This is a genomic window from uncultured Streptococcus sp. (assembly GCF_902463925.1).
Classification (GTDB): Bacteria; Bacillota; Bacilli; order Lactobacillales; family Streptococcaceae; genus Streptococcus.
Map to the genome: position 1 here is coordinate 1 of NZ_CABQHE010000005.1, position 15,661 is coordinate 15,661.

16 protein-coding genes are annotated in these 15,661 nt (G+C 39.2%); 12 read left to right on the forward strand and 4 right to left on the reverse strand.

The window, feature by feature from the left end:
* The 3 genes from RDY04_RS04680 to RDY04_RS04690 form a co-directional block, all read left to right on the forward strand.
* Positions 1 to 554, forward strand: a 554-nt coding sequence (locus RDY04_RS04680) for an ABC transporter permease (RefSeq protein ID WP_303950651.1), incomplete at its 5' end; no start/stop codon positions are given.
* Between the two features lie 23 nt (positions 555 to 577).
* Positions 578 to 1,201, forward strand: a complete 624-nt coding sequence (locus RDY04_RS04685; RefSeq protein ID WP_303950654.1) for a TetR/AcrR family transcriptional regulator — start codon at positions 578 to 580, stop codon at positions 1,199 to 1,201.
* Between the two features lie 194 nt (positions 1,202 to 1,395).
* Positions 1,396 to 2,160, forward strand: coding sequence for a nucleoside phosphorylase (locus RDY04_RS04690; RefSeq protein ID WP_303950657.1), 765 nt, complete (start codon positions 1,396 to 1,398; stop codon positions 2,158 to 2,160).
* A gap of 59 nt (positions 2,161 to 2,219) precedes the next feature.
* Here RDY04_RS04690 and RDY04_RS04695 read toward each other — a convergent pair whose 3' ends face one another.
* Entirely contained in the window at positions 2,220 to 2,855 is a 636-nt protein-coding gene (locus RDY04_RS04695; RefSeq protein ID WP_303950659.1) for an HAD-IA family hydrolase, read from the reverse strand.
* A 97-nt stretch (positions 2,856 to 2,952) separates the two neighbouring features.
* On the opposite strand from RDY04_RS04695, the gene RDY04_RS04700 reads away from it, so the two are divergent.
* Both RDY04_RS04700 and RDY04_RS04705 read left to right on the forward strand, forming a co-directional pair.
* A complete protein-coding gene (locus tag RDY04_RS04700; protein WP_303950661.1) occupies positions 2,953 to 3,087 on the forward strand; it encodes a hypothetical protein in 135 nt (44 codons plus the stop codon).
* 78 nt (positions 3,088 to 3,165) lie between these two features.
* A complete protein-coding gene (locus RDY04_RS04705; RefSeq protein ID WP_303950663.1) occupies positions 3,166 to 3,411 on the forward strand; it encodes a hypothetical protein in 246 nt (81 codons plus the stop codon).
* An 8-nt stretch (positions 3,412 to 3,419) separates the two neighbouring features.
* Here RDY04_RS04705 and RDY04_RS04710 read toward each other — a convergent pair whose 3' ends face one another.
* The 3 genes from RDY04_RS04710 to RDY04_RS04720 form a co-directional block, all read right to left on the reverse strand.
* Complete coding sequence (locus RDY04_RS04710) at positions 3,420 to 4,760, reverse strand: MATE family efflux transporter (protein WP_303950665.1); 1,341 nt, start codon at positions 4,758 to 4,760, stop codon at positions 3,420 to 3,422.
* Positions 4,761 to 4,810: 50 nt separating this feature from the next.
* Positions 4,811 to 6,355, reverse strand: a complete 1,545-nt coding sequence (locus RDY04_RS04715) for a hypothetical protein (protein WP_303950667.1) — start codon at positions 6,353 to 6,355, stop codon at positions 4,811 to 4,813.
* A 175-nt stretch (positions 6,356 to 6,530) separates the two neighbouring features.
* Positions 6,531 to 8,189, reverse strand: a complete 1,659-nt coding sequence (locus RDY04_RS04720; protein WP_303950670.1) for an NFACT family protein — start codon at positions 8,187 to 8,189, stop codon at positions 6,531 to 6,533.
* A gap of 474 nt (positions 8,190 to 8,663) precedes the next feature.
* On the opposite strand from RDY04_RS04720, the gene RDY04_RS04725 reads away from it, so the two are divergent.
* The 7 genes from RDY04_RS04725 to pyrE all read left to right on the forward strand — a co-directional run bounded on the left by RDY04_RS04725 (position 8,664) and on the right by pyrE (position 15,594).
* Positions 8,664 to 9,464 carry a TraX family protein gene (locus RDY04_RS04725; RefSeq protein WP_303950672.1) on the forward strand — a complete coding sequence of 267 codons (801 nt, stop codon included), beginning with the start codon at positions 8,664 to 8,666 and terminating at the stop codon, positions 9,462 to 9,464.
* 133 nt (positions 9,465 to 9,597) lie between these two features.
* Complete coding sequence (locus RDY04_RS04730; protein WP_303950674.1) at positions 9,598 to 10,146, forward strand: DJ-1 family glyoxalase III; 549 nt, start codon at positions 9,598 to 9,600, stop codon at positions 10,144 to 10,146.
* A 268-nt stretch (positions 10,147 to 10,414) separates the two neighbouring features.
* Complete coding sequence (locus RDY04_RS04735; RefSeq protein WP_303950676.1) at positions 10,415 to 11,188, forward strand: dihydroorotate dehydrogenase electron transfer subunit; 774 nt, start codon at positions 10,415 to 10,417, stop codon at positions 11,186 to 11,188.
* Between the two features lie 9 nt (positions 11,189 to 11,197).
* On the forward strand, positions 11,198 to 12,154 hold the full coding sequence (locus tag RDY04_RS04740; protein WP_303950678.1) for a dihydroorotate dehydrogenase: 957 nt from the start codon (positions 11,198 to 11,200) through the stop codon (positions 12,152 to 12,154).
* A 338-nt stretch (positions 12,155 to 12,492) separates the two neighbouring features.
* Entirely contained in the window at positions 12,493 to 13,935 is a 1,443-nt protein-coding gene (locus RDY04_RS04745) for a HEPN domain-containing protein (protein ID WP_303950679.1), read from the forward strand.
* A gap of 246 nt (positions 13,936 to 14,181) precedes the next feature.
* Positions 14,182 to 14,877: an orotidine-5'-phosphate decarboxylase gene (gene pyrF / locus RDY04_RS04750; protein WP_002884835.1), complete on the forward strand. Its 696-nt coding sequence runs from the start codon at positions 14,182 to 14,184 to the stop codon at positions 14,875 to 14,877.
* Between the two features lie 87 nt (positions 14,878 to 14,964).
* Positions 14,965 to 15,594: an orotate phosphoribosyltransferase gene (gene pyrE, locus RDY04_RS04755; RefSeq protein WP_303950686.1), complete on the forward strand. Its 630-nt coding sequence runs from the start codon at positions 14,965 to 14,967 to the stop codon at positions 15,592 to 15,594.
* Positions 15,595 to 15,661: the final 67 nt, after the last annotated feature.

Genomic DNA, 15,661 nt, shown 5'->3' on the forward strand with positions numbered 1-15,661 from the left:
TCTTTTTTGTTTTCTTGATTTCAGGGATGGCACTTTTGAAAGAACGTACCAGCGGAACCTTGGATCGCTTGTTAGCGACACCAGTCAAACGTTCGGAAATCGTTTATGGTTACATGATATCTTATGGACTTATTGCTATTCTTCAGACAGCAGTAGTTGTCATGGCTGCCATTTGGTTGTTAGATATTGACGTTGTCGGAAGTCTGTTAAATGTTATAATAGTTAATGTGGTACTGGCTCTTGTAGCACTAGCTTTCGGAATTCTCTTGTCTACTTTGGCAAAATCAGAATTTCAAATGACGCAATTTATTCCTCTTGTGATTTTGCCTCAACTCTTTTTCTCAGGAATCATTCCACTTGATTCAATGGGAGAGTGGGCAAAAACAATTGGAAAATTCTTGCCATTGACCTACTCAGGTGATGCAATGAGTCAGATTATTCTTTACGGACGTGGAATTGGAGATGTCGTACCTAATATTGGTGTTTTACTGCTTTTCCTTATCGTTTTGACAATTCTCAATATTGTCGGATTGCGTCGTTATCGTAAAGTTTAAAATATAAATATACGAGGATGAAAATGAGCGAGAGTATTTTTGAGTCGTTTGAAGCTTATCTAAAAGAGGCAGACTATCCCAAAGGAAAGAAAAAAATCATGCAGGCTGCGGTCGATTTGATTTCTACTAAGAGTTACAATGGGACCTCCACCCTACAAATTGCCAAACATGCGGGACTTAGTCAGGCAACGCTTTTCAAGTATTTCAAGACCAAAGAAGATTTATTAACAGCTATTTTACATCCTGTTGTTCCAGGACTTTTCGGTCGTTTTTTTGAGGAACTTTTGGCACTTAACACGACCGAAGAAAAGGTTCATTATCTCGTTCACAATCGCATGGCCTATCTCAAAAAAAATCGTGCCTTGATGAAAATTATTCTACAGGAAATTTTTTCAAATAAGAAACTGAGAAAGGAACAACTCTATATTTGGAACACTCTTCATGATAAACTTTTAGTACTCCACAAGGAATTGATAGCAGATTCACGTGTGAATCCTGAATTAACAATTCCACAAATGGTTCGTATTTGTGTGGGTCCCTTGTTGGCCTACTTTGCACAACTCTATATCGTTGGGGACAATAGCGAAATAAGAGAAAAAGACTTAGAATTGTTGGAAAAGCAGATTTTAGGTGGCTTGTGGAAATAAGAGTTTATTGTAATCATATTTCTTGAAATAGTACACAAAAGGACATGTTTTTGCCTAAAGCAGATTCATGTCCTTTTTAGGTGTTATGATTTAATCATCTATTTTTATTGATTATAAGCTAATAGATTTTATGAAATCATATAATCAGTTTGCATTTTTTGATATAATAATTCTTAAAACTTAGGAGGCAACAGATGATATACAAACATGAAATTCCTATTTTAGAGTTTGATGACAATCCTCAGGCTGTGATTATGCCGACCCATGAGGATTTAGGTTTGGACCTGCCGCCTAGGTGTGTTTACGGCTTTTTAGAGGAAGAAGTCGAACGCTATGCGATCTCTGTTGGAGCTGAAAAAGTTGGCGAATTTGTCTCTGCCACCAAAATCTATCCTGTTTATGTCATGACTTACAACGGGAAGGAAATTTGCTTGGCTCAAGCTCCAGTAGGATCAGCTGCAGCAGCTCAATTTATGGATTGGCTAATTGGTTATGGCGTAAAGCAAATTATCTCAACCGGAACTTGTGGCGTCTTGGTAGACATGCCAGAGAATGTTTTTTTGATTCCGACGAGAGCATTGCGAGATGAAGGTGCAAGTTACCACTATGTAGCCCCATCGCGCTATATAGACATGAATGAACAAGCTCTTGATGCTATTGAGAGAACTTTAAAGCAAAAGGAAATCCCCTATGAAGAGGTCATGACCTGGTCGACAGACGGATTTTATAGAGAAACACCTGGTAAAGTTGCTTATCGCATTGAAGAGGGGTGTAGTGTTGTAGAGATGGAATGTGCATCTCTTGCAGCAGTTGCTCAACTTCGTGGAGCTATTTGGGGCTTGCTTCTGTTTACTGCTGATTCCCTAGCAGATATAGACAATTACAATCAACGAAATTGGGGTTCAGAGGCTTTTGATAAGGCCTTAGAGCTCTGCTTAGATATCATTGTTCAGATGTAATCTTGATTCGATAGAAAAGAGCATGATGGTATAGTCATGTTCTTTTCATGTATCAATTGTTATTTCAAAATATCCCAGAGTTCTTGAGCAGTATTAGCTACAAAATCAGGATTTTCCGCTAATAACGTTTCGTTGGTTCCAAATCCCCATGTTACAGCCAATGTCTTAATACCAACTGTTTTTCCACCAATCATGTCATACTTGGTGTCGCCAACAATGACAGACTGGTCTTTGTTCGCATTATTTTCAGTAATAGCACGCTGCAAGACGTCAGCCTTGTTAAAAGCAGCAGGTGTGGCCCCATAGATGCCATCAAAAAACTCAGTGATGCCAAGGTACTTGCACATTTCCCGAGCAGTAGGCTCATTTTTGGAAGTTGTGATATAGATTTTCTTATTTGGATCTTGACTCAGCTCCTCGAGTACTTCTTTTATACCGTCGTAGAGATGAGCTTCAAACTGTCCTTTGCTCTCATAATAGTCACGATAAAGCTGAACAGCTTGGGCAGCACCTTCTTCGCTTACTTCTTCTTTGAATGTCACTTCTAGAGGTGGTCCCATAAAGGTGCGAATTTTTTTATTGCTTGGAACAGGTAGGCCCAGTGTTTCAAAGGTTTGGACAAAACCATTGTGGATGCCCTCAGAACTATCTGTAAGGGTACCATCAAGGTCGAAGAAAATGTGTGTAAATATCATATGATTCTCCAATACAATGTTGTTTATTTATTATATCATGATAGGAGAAAATGCAAAGTCAAACAATACAAGTCAGATTTTCAAAGAGAAGACGTTTGTGAATGATTTTGATAGGACGGGGGTGAAAAAAGCTCCCAAATGTATCGTTATCCTCGACGACCTCAATGGTGAAATTTTAGACCCATTGGCTATCACTCCTATAGGTGCGACAACCGGTCAAACTGATAGTTAAGACTTTTCAACTCTCTTTAAGAAACAATCCAAGGATAAAAAAGTTATCTCAGTTGGTTAGCAGGGTAATCCAGATGATATGTTCCAAGTTATCGATCTATATAAACTAAAATACATTAATCCGGACCTCCTGATTGTTCAAGCAGATTCTCAAGAACTCCTAGATAACAGAGTTAAAAATACCCCTGTCTGGACTAGCTTAAAGGATGTTCAAAATAACAAGGTCATCTATGCTGATTACTCAACTTACATGCTGGGCTTTGGGATTGTCTCCCAAGAAGCTATTATGAAACAAACGACCGGTATGGTCGTTTTTCTATGTTAAAGAACAGTTTAACCGACAAACAAACGTTTAATATGTTTTCTTAAGGCAAAATAGAGCTGAATGGTCATTGGAATCCAAATCAAGGGCTCGCATAGGATAACGCCAAGGTAACCCATAGAAGGAATGACCAAAAGAACAAAGAGAATTTTTCCAAAAAGCTCAATGAAACTAGAGGTTAAAGGTGTCAGTTTCTTACCTAGACCTTGTAGGCTATTTCTAAAGATGAGGAGCATTCCTAAAATAGGATAAAAGAGAGAACTGATACGAAGGTAGCGACTAGCATTGTCAATTATCACAGCATTATTTGAACCAGAGATAAGACCAGCTAAGAAGGGGCTTGCTACATAGAGGAGGGCACAAGCAATGACAGACCAAGTTATAGAAACAAGACAGGATTGCTTTAACCCAGCTACTATGCGTTTAAACTGTCTGGCACCGAAATTCTGAGAGGTGAAGGTGATCACACCGGCAGCAAGTGAAGTCAAAGGGAGAACAGCGAAGGACATAATCCGTCTTGCCGCCACTTGAGCGCTAATGATAAGAGGTCCAAAGCCGTTAATGGCATATTGTAAGGTCACAGTCCCAATAGAAACAATAGAATTCATGAGTCCCATGGCCATTCCTTGTCCAAAAAGGTCCAAATAAAGACTTGAATCAAGAATAAAGTCTGACTTGCTTGGTAGAAGTAAGGTCACTTTTTTCTTAATATAGTAAAGACAAAGAAGTGCTGAAAGTCCTTGAGAAATAATCGTTGCCAAGCCTGCTGATTGAACACCAAGATGGAGTTGTGTAATAAAGAAAAGGTCTAAAACGATATTGACCAGAGCCGAAAATATCAGAAAATAGAGGGCTGTCAGACTGTCACCAACCGCTCTGAGGAGACCTGCACACAGATTATATCCCAAAGTTACCCCAACACAGGAGACAATCATAGAAATATACTGGTAGGACTGCCCAATGATAGAAGTAGGCGTCCCTAAAAATCTTAGCAAAGGATAGAGCCCGAAATGTCCTAAAATCATAACCAGGGCACTTAATCCCAGACCGATGACAACTGTGGCCGCGACAGACTGACGAAGTTTTCTATAGTCTTGCGCACCATAATAACGTGCGATAACAACTCCCATACCATTTCCGACACCAAGAGCAAAGCCGATAATCAAATCAAAAATAGCAGAAGAAGCTCCTACAGCAGCCAAAGCATCTGGTCCTAGAAAGCGACCCACAATCATGACATCCGCAGTATTATAGAGTTGCTGGAAAATATTGGATATCAGAATCGGTAGAGCAAAGATTAAAAGAGACCGCAAAATAGGGCCTCGTAAAAGATCAACTGACGAATTTTTCATAGAACTATTATAACAAGATTGTAATTGTGAAACAATGACAAAAAGCCATCCTAGGATGACTTTCGCCTATTTTTTAGATAGTGGCTAAGTATTTGTGTCATATGGTTGTAGCCCGCCGCAATCATTGGAATCTGTAAGTAAATATAAGGTAGGGTGTACTGGCTTTTAGTCTCAGATATGAGGTGGAAGAGGATACCCCCAAAGAGATAGAGAAAGGCATAAAGTCCCAACGTTGCTCCGTCCCCCATTCGTTTATAAGTGAAAGCGTAGTAGAACACACCACCGAGATATAAGACTAAGAGATAGCCTTGCATATAGGTCACAAAAAAGAGATGTAGGGTCCCATCGTGATAGATTGAAGTCGCAAACCTATTCCACAAAGGCTGAAACTTGTCTTTACTTGGGCCATTCCAGATGGACTGGAAGCTCCCTTCTGTCCAGGAACTGATAAACTTGGTGCTGAAAAACCAACTGGCCTCATTGGGATGTGCTAGGAGGTATTGAACACGCTTATCAAAAAGATGATTGGCGCTTTTTTCAATCTTTTCGATATTGCCCTTTTTCTTGGCGTAAATGTCACGGACATAGCCGGTATACCATCCTGGCATTCGTTTAGAATCGGGTTTGTCCTGTAAGCCCATGGCCAGCCAAGCAATCTGAGGCGTTCCAGGAATTTTTTGATGAGTGGTAATCTCATAGTAACTGGTTGTCGCCTTATGCAAGGTCATAGGAAAGGCAAAGAGGGCCAAAACTAAAAGTAAATAGCGGTAACGTTTCTCTCTCAAAGTCAGTAGTATCAAGATACCAGATAGCGCAATAATGAGAATGATGTTATTGCTCCTTACCCAGTAGGCCAAAGATAACATGGCTACTGAAAGAATCGCATTCCTAGCCTTACCACGTCTTAAGTAACGTAGAAAAAGGAGAACAGCAAAACTAGAAAAGAACAACCCATACATAAGTCCATAGGCAAACATAATGTTAAAGACTAAGGGCAAGAAACCAAAGCTCATGATGACAGACAAACGACTGACTAAAGGTCTCGTAAACAGTTCATCCGTAATCTTCCATGTCGCATAATTCATAGCAATGACCATGCCAAGATTCAATACATAGAAAACCGAGATGACCGGCAAAGGAATCAGATAGAGAACCAAGCGTTCAAAACTAAGCAATCCCAACTGGTGAGGATAGCGGTAGAAGTAGGCTCCTGGTTTAATCAAGGAGAAGTTGCCAGCATTGAACTGGACCGCCCCCTTAAAGACAGTTCCTGCATCGTCTCGACCAGCAAAACTAGTCAGAAAAATCAACAGTAGGCCAAAACTCACAAAGCAAATGGAAAAAAAGATGAAAATCTGCTTTGTTGTCAGTTCCTTTAAGATCTTCGGCCAGAGAAGGGTCAAAAGCAGAATGACCCCACCTGAAACATAAACATACCAAGGAACGCTACTAATCTCTGCCCACTCAAAGTATCCCGTCATCATGGTCGTGCGAATGAGCAAAGTAGTCACAAATAATAGTCCGAAGACTAAAAGCCCAACATAGTGCCCTAACCATTCTAAAACAGAACTCGTATATGACATAAGAGCCTTCATGCTGAAAGTCTCCTTTAATATAGGTAAATTACCCTTATAGTTTAGCATAGTCGTCCGAAAAATGTAATGAAAACAAGAAGAAAATAACATTCATCAACAAAAGAAATTGCTCTAATGAAGACATAGAAAAACTCTCTCGTTTCTAAAACAAGAGAGTTTGATTTTATAAAGTAGATTACTTCATCCGCATACTATCAATTTTTTCTTCAGTCGGTGTGACACGTAAGGTCTTTTGTCCCGTATAAGTTACAAATCCAGGTTTACCGGCTGTTGGTTTGTTGAGTTTTTTTACATCAATCATATCGACTTGAACCAAATTTGACAGACGGGCCTTAGAGTAGTACGCCGCCAATTCAGCAGCATCTGTCTTGACTTCGTCAGTTGGGTTAAGATTGTCCTTGATAACTACGTGACTACCTGGGATATCCTTAGCGTGGAACCAGAGCTCCCCTTTTTTAGCCATCTTGAAGGTTAACTCCTCATTCTGCAGGTTGTTACGACCAACCATGATAATGGTCTTACCATCAGAAGCCAGATATTGTTCAGGTTTCTTGCGTTTGTGGCGCTTGTCAGTTGAACGACGTTTCATAAAGCCAGCCTGAACAAGCTCCTCACGAATATCCTCGATTTCATCCATGTTGGCTTGAGAAAGACTGAACTCCACACTTTCTAAATAATCAATAGTCTGCTTGGTTTCCTCAATCAAACCAGTCAAGTGCTTAACAGCTTCCTTGAGTTTTTGATATTTCTTGAAGTAACGCTGAGCATTTTGGTTTGGCGTTAGAGCCACATTTAGAGGAATGGTAATCTTTTCACCAGTGTAGTAATTGTCTAACTCGACACTATCCTTGTCATTTGGCACCATGCTAAGATATGTGGTCAACAGTTCCCCTTTTTGACGAAACTCCTCAGCATTTTCAGTCGCTGCAAGCTCTTTTTCCTGTTTAACAAGTTTCTTCTTGTTTTTTTCCAGCTCATTTTGCATACGATGGATTAAATCACTAGCCTGTTGAGCCACGCGGTCACGCGCCGCCTTGTCTAAGTAGTAATAATCCAATAGGGCTGACAGGGTTTCAAACTCAGGTTGGTCCTGACTATCTGAGAATCTTACAGCTGAAAATGCCTTAGCTGTTAAGTTTGGCTCTACTTCGCGATTGAAGAAGGCACGGAAATTCTTGAGTTTATCAGTCTCAAGTAAGGCTGATAATTCATTGGCCGTGTCACGGCCCAAACCTTGGAAAAGTTTTTGAAGGTTTCTAGCTGACAAATCCTCAGTCTGTAGGATTTCAAAGAGTTTTTCGTCTGGAATATCAAAAGGATTCTTGGCGTCTGTCTTAGGAGGAGCGATATAGGTAGAACCAGGCAGAATAGTACGGTAACTATTTTGTGAGAAACCAACATGCTTAATAGACTCGATGATTTTGCTCTCGTTCTTGTCAATCAGGATAATGTTGGAATGTTTTCCCATGATCTCCATGACAAGAGTAACCTTAACGCTGTCACCTATTTCGTTTTTGTTAGAGACCGAAATTTCAAGGACACGGTCATTTTCCAGCTGCTTAATATCCTCGATAACCGCTCCCTGAAGGTATTTCCGCATAATCATGGTATAGGTGTTTGGATTCTGTGGATTTGGCAAGTCAGCCTTGGTCGTCTGAATACGCCCAAAAACAGGGTGAGCCGAAAGCAGAAGCTTGTAATTCTGACGATTGTTACGAATGGTCAGGACCAACTCACGCTCAAAAGGCTGATTAACCTTCTGGATACGCCCGTAGAGCACCTGCTCACGCAACTCAGCCGTCATATGGTGAAGAAAAAAGCCGTCAAAAGACATGATGTACTTCCTTTCTTGTTAGAGATGATGATTGTTTTATTTTAAAAATAAAATACTTTGTGAGACTTTCCTTAGGTGTTGGCGGACGTCATGGAACTTTGTAAAAAATTCCGAGCGCCTGAAACTAAAAGGTTTCAGGTGCTTTTAACACGGCGGAAAGTCTCGGTTAATTGCTCGGTCTGCTCGCAAAAAAGTTATTTCAAAAATTTGGAGAGCTTATTAGCTTGGTTAGATATTTTTAAACAATTTGGATACGTTATAAATGTAAATGTTGCTTAACCATTATAGCATAAAGCCTGCAGAAATGCTTGGGGGCGAGAATCTAAACTTATTATTTTAATCTAGTATAAATTATCCTGAAAAATTGTATGACATAAACAGCTAAAAATCATATCAAAATTCTTCATATATTTTTTTGAATTTATGTTCTAGTTATGGTATTATTTAATATGCTGAAAATTAAAGGAGCATTAAATGAACGATATAAAAAAGATTAGCAACGCGACTAATTTGAAATACCTAGCTGTTGCACTTATGTTTTTGGACCAAATCTATCAGATGTTCGGGAGTATGGGCGCACCTATATGGTTGACGATGTTAGGACGTCTGGTTTTCCCAATTTTCCTCTTTCTTGCTGCTGATAGTTTTCACTACACTCATGATCGTATGGCTTTTCTCAGGCGGTTGCTTTACATGAGTTGGTTTATGATTATTGGTAATGCCATCATTGGTAGTATTTTTCATAATGGTAGTATCGGTTTAACCAACAATGCCTTTTCAACATTCTTTATTACTGGTATTTATATTTGCTCTTGGGATTTGTTGGCTAAGGGGCTTCGTGATAAATCATACAAGGAGCTGATTCAAGGGATTGGTGTCTTTCTCTTGCCGATTCTTTCAGCGATTCCAGTTGCTGTACTAGGGGGGATTTTTGAAACACCTAACGGAAATCCATTTGTGGCTCATAGCGTGGATTTTCTCTTGTCACTTGTGCCAAGTATTATCATGGTTGAGGGTGGCTTTGCCATGGTTATTCTTGGGTTGCTCTTCTATATTTTCCGTACCAATCGCATGGCTCAAATCATTGTCTTAGCTGTTATTTCAGTGATTGCCCATCTGTTTGATCCGACAGGTGTGCAGTGGATGATGATCTTTGCGGCAATTCCTATGTATTTCTATAATGGTGAGCGTGGTAGTGGTAACAAGAATTTCTTCTATATTTTCTACCCAGCCCATATTTATCTCTTGTGGATCCTAGCAAGTTTATTTAGATAAAATGACAAAGACAGTCCTTGTGCTGTCTTTTTTTCATGCTTAAAGGATATTTTTATGGTTTGTTTCCTGCTTCTAAAACTGCTATAATTTAAGGCGTAATAGAATCAAGTGATAAGTAAATTGGAGGTATATCATGACAAAAGTAGCAGTAGTATTTGCAGAAGGATTTGAAGAAATCGAAGCTTTGAGCCCAGTGGATGTCTTCCGCCGAGCAGAATTTGACTGTGACATGCTTGGACTTGAAAGTGCATCAGTGACTGGCTCACATGGGATTCAAGTCGCTATGGATGGTGTATTTGATGGCAATTTTGCGGATTATGACTTGGTGGTCCTTCCTGGAGGTATGCCTGGATCAACTAATCTACGCGACAACGAAACTTTGATTGCCTCTCTTCAAGAGGCTGCAAAAGCTGGAAAATACGTTGCTGCCATTTGTGCGGCACCAATTGTTCTTGAACGTGCAGGCCTGCTTGAAGGGCGAAAGTTTACTTGTTTCCCAGGTGTAGAGGAACAGATTGTATCTGGTGATCATCAAACTGACTTAGTAGTTGTGGATGGCAATATTGTGACTAGCCGTGGTGCCGGAACAGCATTAGCGTTTGCTTATGCCTTGGTTGATTTGTTGGGCGGTGATGGTCAGCAGTTGGCTCATACTATGGTCTACGACAGATTGTTTCAATAAGATGATAATAGACATGTATCAAACAGAGGGTCTAGTTATAGGCTGAAGAGACCTGAGCCTAGTTTTAAGAGCTTTGGTTTTTTCTTTTCTGCTTTGACATCTCGCTTGAAAATGGTTATAATAATCACAAAATAACCTTTAAATGAGTCCAGAGAGGCTTAAAAGGTCGGACAGATTGGAACAGCAGGGTTCTCCTGTGATTTTTTGTGCGACCTTGCCATGTGGCGAGGTTTTTTTGATGACATTTTGTAGTTTAGAAAGGGTTGTCATGATATTAGTTGAAGATTTAACCATTGTGAGTCAGCGTGAGATTGCACCTCGTATTTTTGAGATGGTGCTTAAGGGAGAGATGGTTGCAGATATGAATGTTGGTCAGTTCGTCCACCTCAAGGTGCCAGACCCAAGCAAGCTCCTTCGTCGTCCGATTTCCATTTCAGAGATTGACTACGACAAGAAAGAGGCAACTATTGTCTATCGTGTGGAGCGTGAGGGAACAGCTATTCTGTCTAAGATGGTAGCTGGACAAACCATTGATACCATGGGCCCTCAGGGAAATGGTTTTGATATTTCTGTTATTGAGGCTGGGCAGAAAGCTCTCCTAGTTGGTGGAGGTATTGGTGTGCCACCTTTAGTTGAGACGGCTAAGCAGTTGAAAACTAAGGGAGTGGAAGTTGTATCAGTCATTGGTTTTGCCAATAAGGATGCTGTCATCTTGGAGGACAAGCTCAAAGCTTGTGGGGATGTTTATGTGACGACCGATGACGGTTCATACGGTATCAAGGGTTATGTTTCGACAGTCATTGATAACTTCGACTGGACACCAGATGCCGTTTACAGTTGCGGAGCTCCGGGTATGCTCAAATATGTCGACAGCAAGTTTGAAAATCACCCTCATGCCTATGTTTCTATGGAAGCTCGCATGGCTTGTGGTATGGGTGCTTGCTATGCCTGTGTGGTTCACGTTAAAGGAGAGTCGGACGCCAAAAATCTTCGTGTTTGCGAAGAAGGACCAGTCTTCCCTACCGGAAAAGTCATCGTCTAGGAGGTTACTATGTCAGAAATTAAATCAGAAAATCGTTTAGCTATTAGCCTTCCAGGACTCGATTTGAAGAATCCTATTATCCCAGCTTCTGGTTGCTTTGGTTTTGGTCAAGAGTATGCCAAGTATTACGATTTGGATAAACTAGGATCGATCATGATTAAGGCAACGACCGCCAACCCTCGTTTTGGTAACCCAACACCACGTGTGGCTGAGACACCATCAGGCATGCTTAATGCCATTGGCTTGCAAAACCCTGGTGTTGATGCTGTCTTGTTTGAAAAACTCCCATGGTTACAGGAACATTATCCTGAGTTGCCAATCATTGCCAATGTGGCTGGATTTTCTAACGAAGAATATGCGGAAGTCTCTCACAAGATTTCCAAAGCTAGTAACGTCAAGGCAATTGAGCTCAACATCTCTTGCCCAAACGTAGACCATGGCAATAATGGCCTACTCATTGGACAAGTCCCAGAACTTGCCTATGCAGCCGTAAAAGCCAGTGTTTCTCATTCTGATGTGCCCGTCTATGTCAAACTGACACCAAGCGTGGCTGACATCACAAGTGTTGCCAAGGCAGTCGAAGATGCCGGTGCGACAGGTTTCACCATGATTAACACCTTGGTCGGAACACGCTATGACTTGGCGACTCGCAAACCTATTATTGCCAATGGCCAAGGTGGTATGTCAGGCCCAGCTGTCTTCCCAGTAGCCCTTAAACTTATCCGCCAAGTTGCTCTAGCGTCAGATCTTCCAATCATCGGTATGGGGGGCGTCGACAGTGCCGAAGCGGCTATCGAAATGTTTATTGCTGGTGCCTCAGCTATCGGTGTCGGAACAGCCAACTTCGCAGATCCATATGCCTGCCCTAAAATCATTGACCGACTCCCTGAAGTTATGGACAAGTACGAAATCACAACACTCGAAGACTTACGTGAGGAAGTTCGAACAGACTTGTTGAGGAAATAGAATAATTGATTTAAAAGTAAAAAGATGGAAACTAAAACTTCCATCTTTTTTATTGGTGACTTTATGTTTAATTCTCTCTAGCGTTGTGAATAAAATAAATTATTATAAAGGCGTTTAAATAATTGAAGTACAGTTAATGCCAGATTATATCTATATATTAGTTAGTATGCTACCTCGAATGGGTGAACTATTTTTTCTAGAAATACTAAGTATTCTTGGAGTATAATATCATTATTGATAGATAAAAGAATTTTTGAATTGTAATTTCTTGAAGCTATGTATTTGATTTCTTAAATTTAGAAACTCAGAAAGAGGTTTAAAAAAATAAAAGGAGCATTATGAAATTTAAAGATTATACTTGGGACAAAGAGTTTGATATAAAAGGTTATTTTTCAGAATGTCCAGATAATTTCAATAGTAAGAATAATTTGAGCGGTATTTTACATTATTCTTCAAGAGAAATTGTATTAGAATTATTTGGCGAATTTGATGAGGACCTAAGTATTTCTTTTAATCTTGGCAAGCATTTGGAAAAAATATATGGATTCACTAGTGATGGCAATATTTTAATTTTAAACACTTATGGAGAACCAATGGTGTATTTATCATATCCTGGTTTTTCAATAACTAAATATAGAGTAAAAGACTTTAAAATCTACAGTGTATATTATAATGAAGTAGAAAACTTTGACTATAATTCAGGAGCCTTTAAGAAATTAATAAATGAATTAGATTCTGAAAAAATAAAAGAATTTAAATTTAGTTTTGAACACATTGAGGAATGGATTGCCAAATCACTAGTGACCATTAAGCGTGATAAGAATCAAACTATTTTTAAGAGTGCAGTACATAAATATCAATCAACAAAGGCGTTAATAAAATCAGTAGGAATGAACTTTGAAGATTCAGCAATACTACATTCTTCGTTTACAAACATATCATTTACAAGTGATTATTTAATTAAACTTACTTCAGCTGATTCAAAAAAAAGACTTTTTAATGATTTTTATCAAGCTTCATGGAAGATTAAGGACCTTATTGAAATTTTATCAAATATACCTTTGTCTTTTACTAATATTGAATTTCTAGTTGATTATAAAATGGTAGATGATAAACGTTTGCCACTGACAAAAGGAAAATTCTTTGTGCAACATGCTAGAAAATCTAAAAAATGGAAATCAAATTCTCAGCAAGATATCTCTTTAAAGAGATTAGAGGATAATTTTGAAGCTATTTTAAATCATTGGTTTGATAAATCTGAGGAACTTGATTTTATAGTTAAACAATTTTCAAAAAATCTTCATGGTAACTTATTCTTGGAAGATCAGTTGGTTGATGCAATCAGAAATCTAGAAGTATATTCTAGAAATTTTAAGAATTTTAAAATACCGCAACGTTTATCTGATATTGAAGAAAAACAAAAACGATGTTTGCTCAATTTTATAAATACAAATATCTTAGAGGAGGTTAGAGGTAAGTTTAGAAATAGATTGAAATTTAATAAGAAAGAACCAAGTCTTTCTGAACGGTTGAAAAATTTATTTGATTCAATAGATGAGCTTAATCAGTCTAAAATTTTTTCAAATGTAGAGAGAGAATTGCTGATAAAAAAATTAACTCAAACACGCAATTATTATACTCACGGTGATTCGAAGGATAAATATCCAAAATTGATAACAGATATCAGTGAGATGTACGAAACAACATTGCTTCTTCGAGAAGTTTTAAGATATTATATCTACCAAGAATTAAGTATGAAATATGAATATATAGGTTTCTAAAGACTTTGAAATAAGTTTTAAAAATTTCATTAATGTACTACAGGATAGAGATTAAAGATATCCCCCTTTGACATTCCCTTATAAAAGCGCTATAATAGAACAAATTGAACTGAACCTTTAATCGAGTCCAGAGAGGCGAGAAAGGTGTACTGAGATGCTACGGCATCACTAAAGGGTAGGGACTGCCCTGTTTTCGTGCAACCTTCGCTGACTGGCGGAGGTTTTTTGTGTGAAAGGATATAAGAAATGAGAGAAAATCGTCCTGTTATTGCCCTTGATTTCCCGACCTTTGAGGATGTGAAGGCCTTCCTTGCTAAGTTTCCTGCTGATGAAAAGCTTTATGTGAAGATTGGTATGGAGCTTTACTATGCGGCTGGGCCTGAGATTGTTCGCTACGTTAAAGAGCTTGGCCATAGTGTTTTCCTTGACCTTAAGCTTCACGATATTCCAAATACTGTGAAATCAGCCATGCGTGTCTTGTCTAACCTTGGCGTTGATATGACTAATGTGCATGCTGCTGGTGGTGTGGAAATGATGAAGGCTGCGCGTGAAGGCTTGGGAGATGGTCCAATCTTGATTGCTGTAACACAGTTGACCTCTACCTCTGAAGAGCAGATGCGTGATTTCCAAAATATCCAAACCACCCTTCAAGAATCAGTGGTTCATTATGCTAAGAAGACTGCTGAAGCAGGGCTTGATGGTGTTGTTTGCTCAGCACACGAAGTAGCCAAAATCAAAGAAGCAACAAACGAAGATTTCGTTTGTTTGACACCAGGTATTCGACCAGCAGGAGCAGCAGTTGGTGACCAAAAACGTGTCATGACACCTGCCGATGCTCGTCAAATTGGTTCAGATTACATTGTTGTTGGTCGTCCAATTACGCAAGCTGACGATCCAGTGGCAGCTTATCACGACATTAAGGCCCAATGGAACGGTCAATAAATTTTCAAAAAGATCTTATTTCATAGGAAAATAGATAGAATTAGGTTATAATAAAGAGTAGAAAACGCTTTACGGAGGATAATAATTATGACATTAGCATCACAAATCGCATCTGACTTGCTCAATATCAAGGCTGTTTACCTTAAACCTGAAGAACCATTTACATGGGCATCAGGAATCAAATCACCAATCTACACAGACAATCGTATTACTTTGTCTTATCCAGAAACTCGTACACTTATTGAAAATGGTTTTGTGGAAAAAATTAAGGAAGAATTCCCCGAAGTAGAAGTGATTGCAGGTACTGCAACTGCGGGTATTCCTCACGGTGCAATCATCGCTGACAAGATGAACCTTCCATTCGCCTATATTCGTAGCAAACCAAAAGATCATGGTGCTGGTAACCAAATTGAAGGTCGTGTGGTTAAGGGCGAAAAGATGGTTGTTGTTGAAGACTTGATTTCAACTGGTGGTTCTGTTCTTGATGCCGTCGCAGCTGCAGAGCGTGAAGGGGCTGATGTTATAGGTGTTGTGGCTATCTTTACTTACGAATTGCCAAAAGCTGAGAAAAACTTTGCGGATGCTGGTGTGAAATTGGTTACTCTTTCAAACTACACTGAGTTGATCAAAGTCGCTAAAGTGCAAGGCTACATCACAGCAGACGGACTTCAACTTTTGAAGAAATTCAAAGAAAATCAAGAAACTTGGCAAGACTAGTTATCATGATTTAAGGTGGAACGTTTTAGGCGTTTCGCTTTTTTTAGTATAATTTAGGAAAAGGTAA

Excerpts from the sequence above, each read along its gene's own strand:
- RDY04_RS04740 (WP_303950678.1), top strand. The coding sequence starts at position 11,198 with ATGTCAGAAATTAAATCAGAAAATCGTTTAGCTATTAGCCTTCCAGGA.
- RDY04_RS04720 (WP_303950670.1), bottom strand. The coding sequence starts at position 8,189 with ATGTCTTTTGACGGCTTTTTTCTTCACCATATGACGGCTGAGTTGCGT.
- RDY04_RS04715 (WP_303950667.1), bottom strand. The coding sequence starts at position 6,355 with ATGAAGGCTCTTATGTCATATACGAGTTCTGTTTTAGAATGGTTAGGG.
- RDY04_RS04685 (WP_303950654.1), top strand. The coding sequence starts at position 578 with ATGAGCGAGAGTATTTTTGAGTCGTTTGAAGCTTATCTAAAAGAGGCA.
- RDY04_RS04735 (WP_303950676.1), top strand. The coding sequence starts at position 10,415 with ATGATATTAGTTGAAGATTTAACCATTGTGAGTCAGCGTGAGATTGCA.
- RDY04_RS04745 (WP_303950679.1), top strand. The coding sequence starts at position 12,493 with ATGAAATTTAAAGATTATACTTGGGACAAAGAGTTTGATATAAAAGGT.
- RDY04_RS04725 (WP_303950672.1), top strand. The coding sequence starts at position 8,664 with ATGAACGATATAAAAAAGATTAGCAACGCGACTAATTTGAAATACCTA.
- pyrE (WP_303950686.1), top strand. The coding sequence starts at position 14,965 with ATGACATTAGCATCACAAATCGCATCTGACTTGCTCAATATCAAGGCT.
- RDY04_RS04730 (WP_303950674.1), top strand. The coding sequence starts at position 9,598 with ATGACAAAAGTAGCAGTAGTATTTGCAGAAGGATTTGAAGAAATCGAA.
- RDY04_RS04710 (WP_303950665.1), bottom strand. The coding sequence starts at position 4,760 with ATGAAAAATTCGTCAGTTGATCTTTTACGAGGCCCTATTTTGCGGTCT.
- pyrF (WP_002884835.1), top strand. The coding sequence starts at position 14,182 with ATGAGAGAAAATCGTCCTGTTATTGCCCTTGATTTCCCGACCTTTGAG.
- RDY04_RS04690 (WP_303950657.1), top strand. The coding sequence starts at position 1,396 with ATGATATACAAACATGAAATTCCTATTTTAGAGTTTGATGACAATCCT.
- RDY04_RS04695 (WP_303950659.1), bottom strand. The coding sequence starts at position 2,855 with ATGATATTTACACACATTTTCTTCGACCTTGATGGTACCCTTACAGAT.
- RDY04_RS04705 (WP_303950663.1), top strand. The coding sequence starts at position 3,166 with ATGTTCCAAGTTATCGATCTATATAAACTAAAATACATTAATCCGGAC.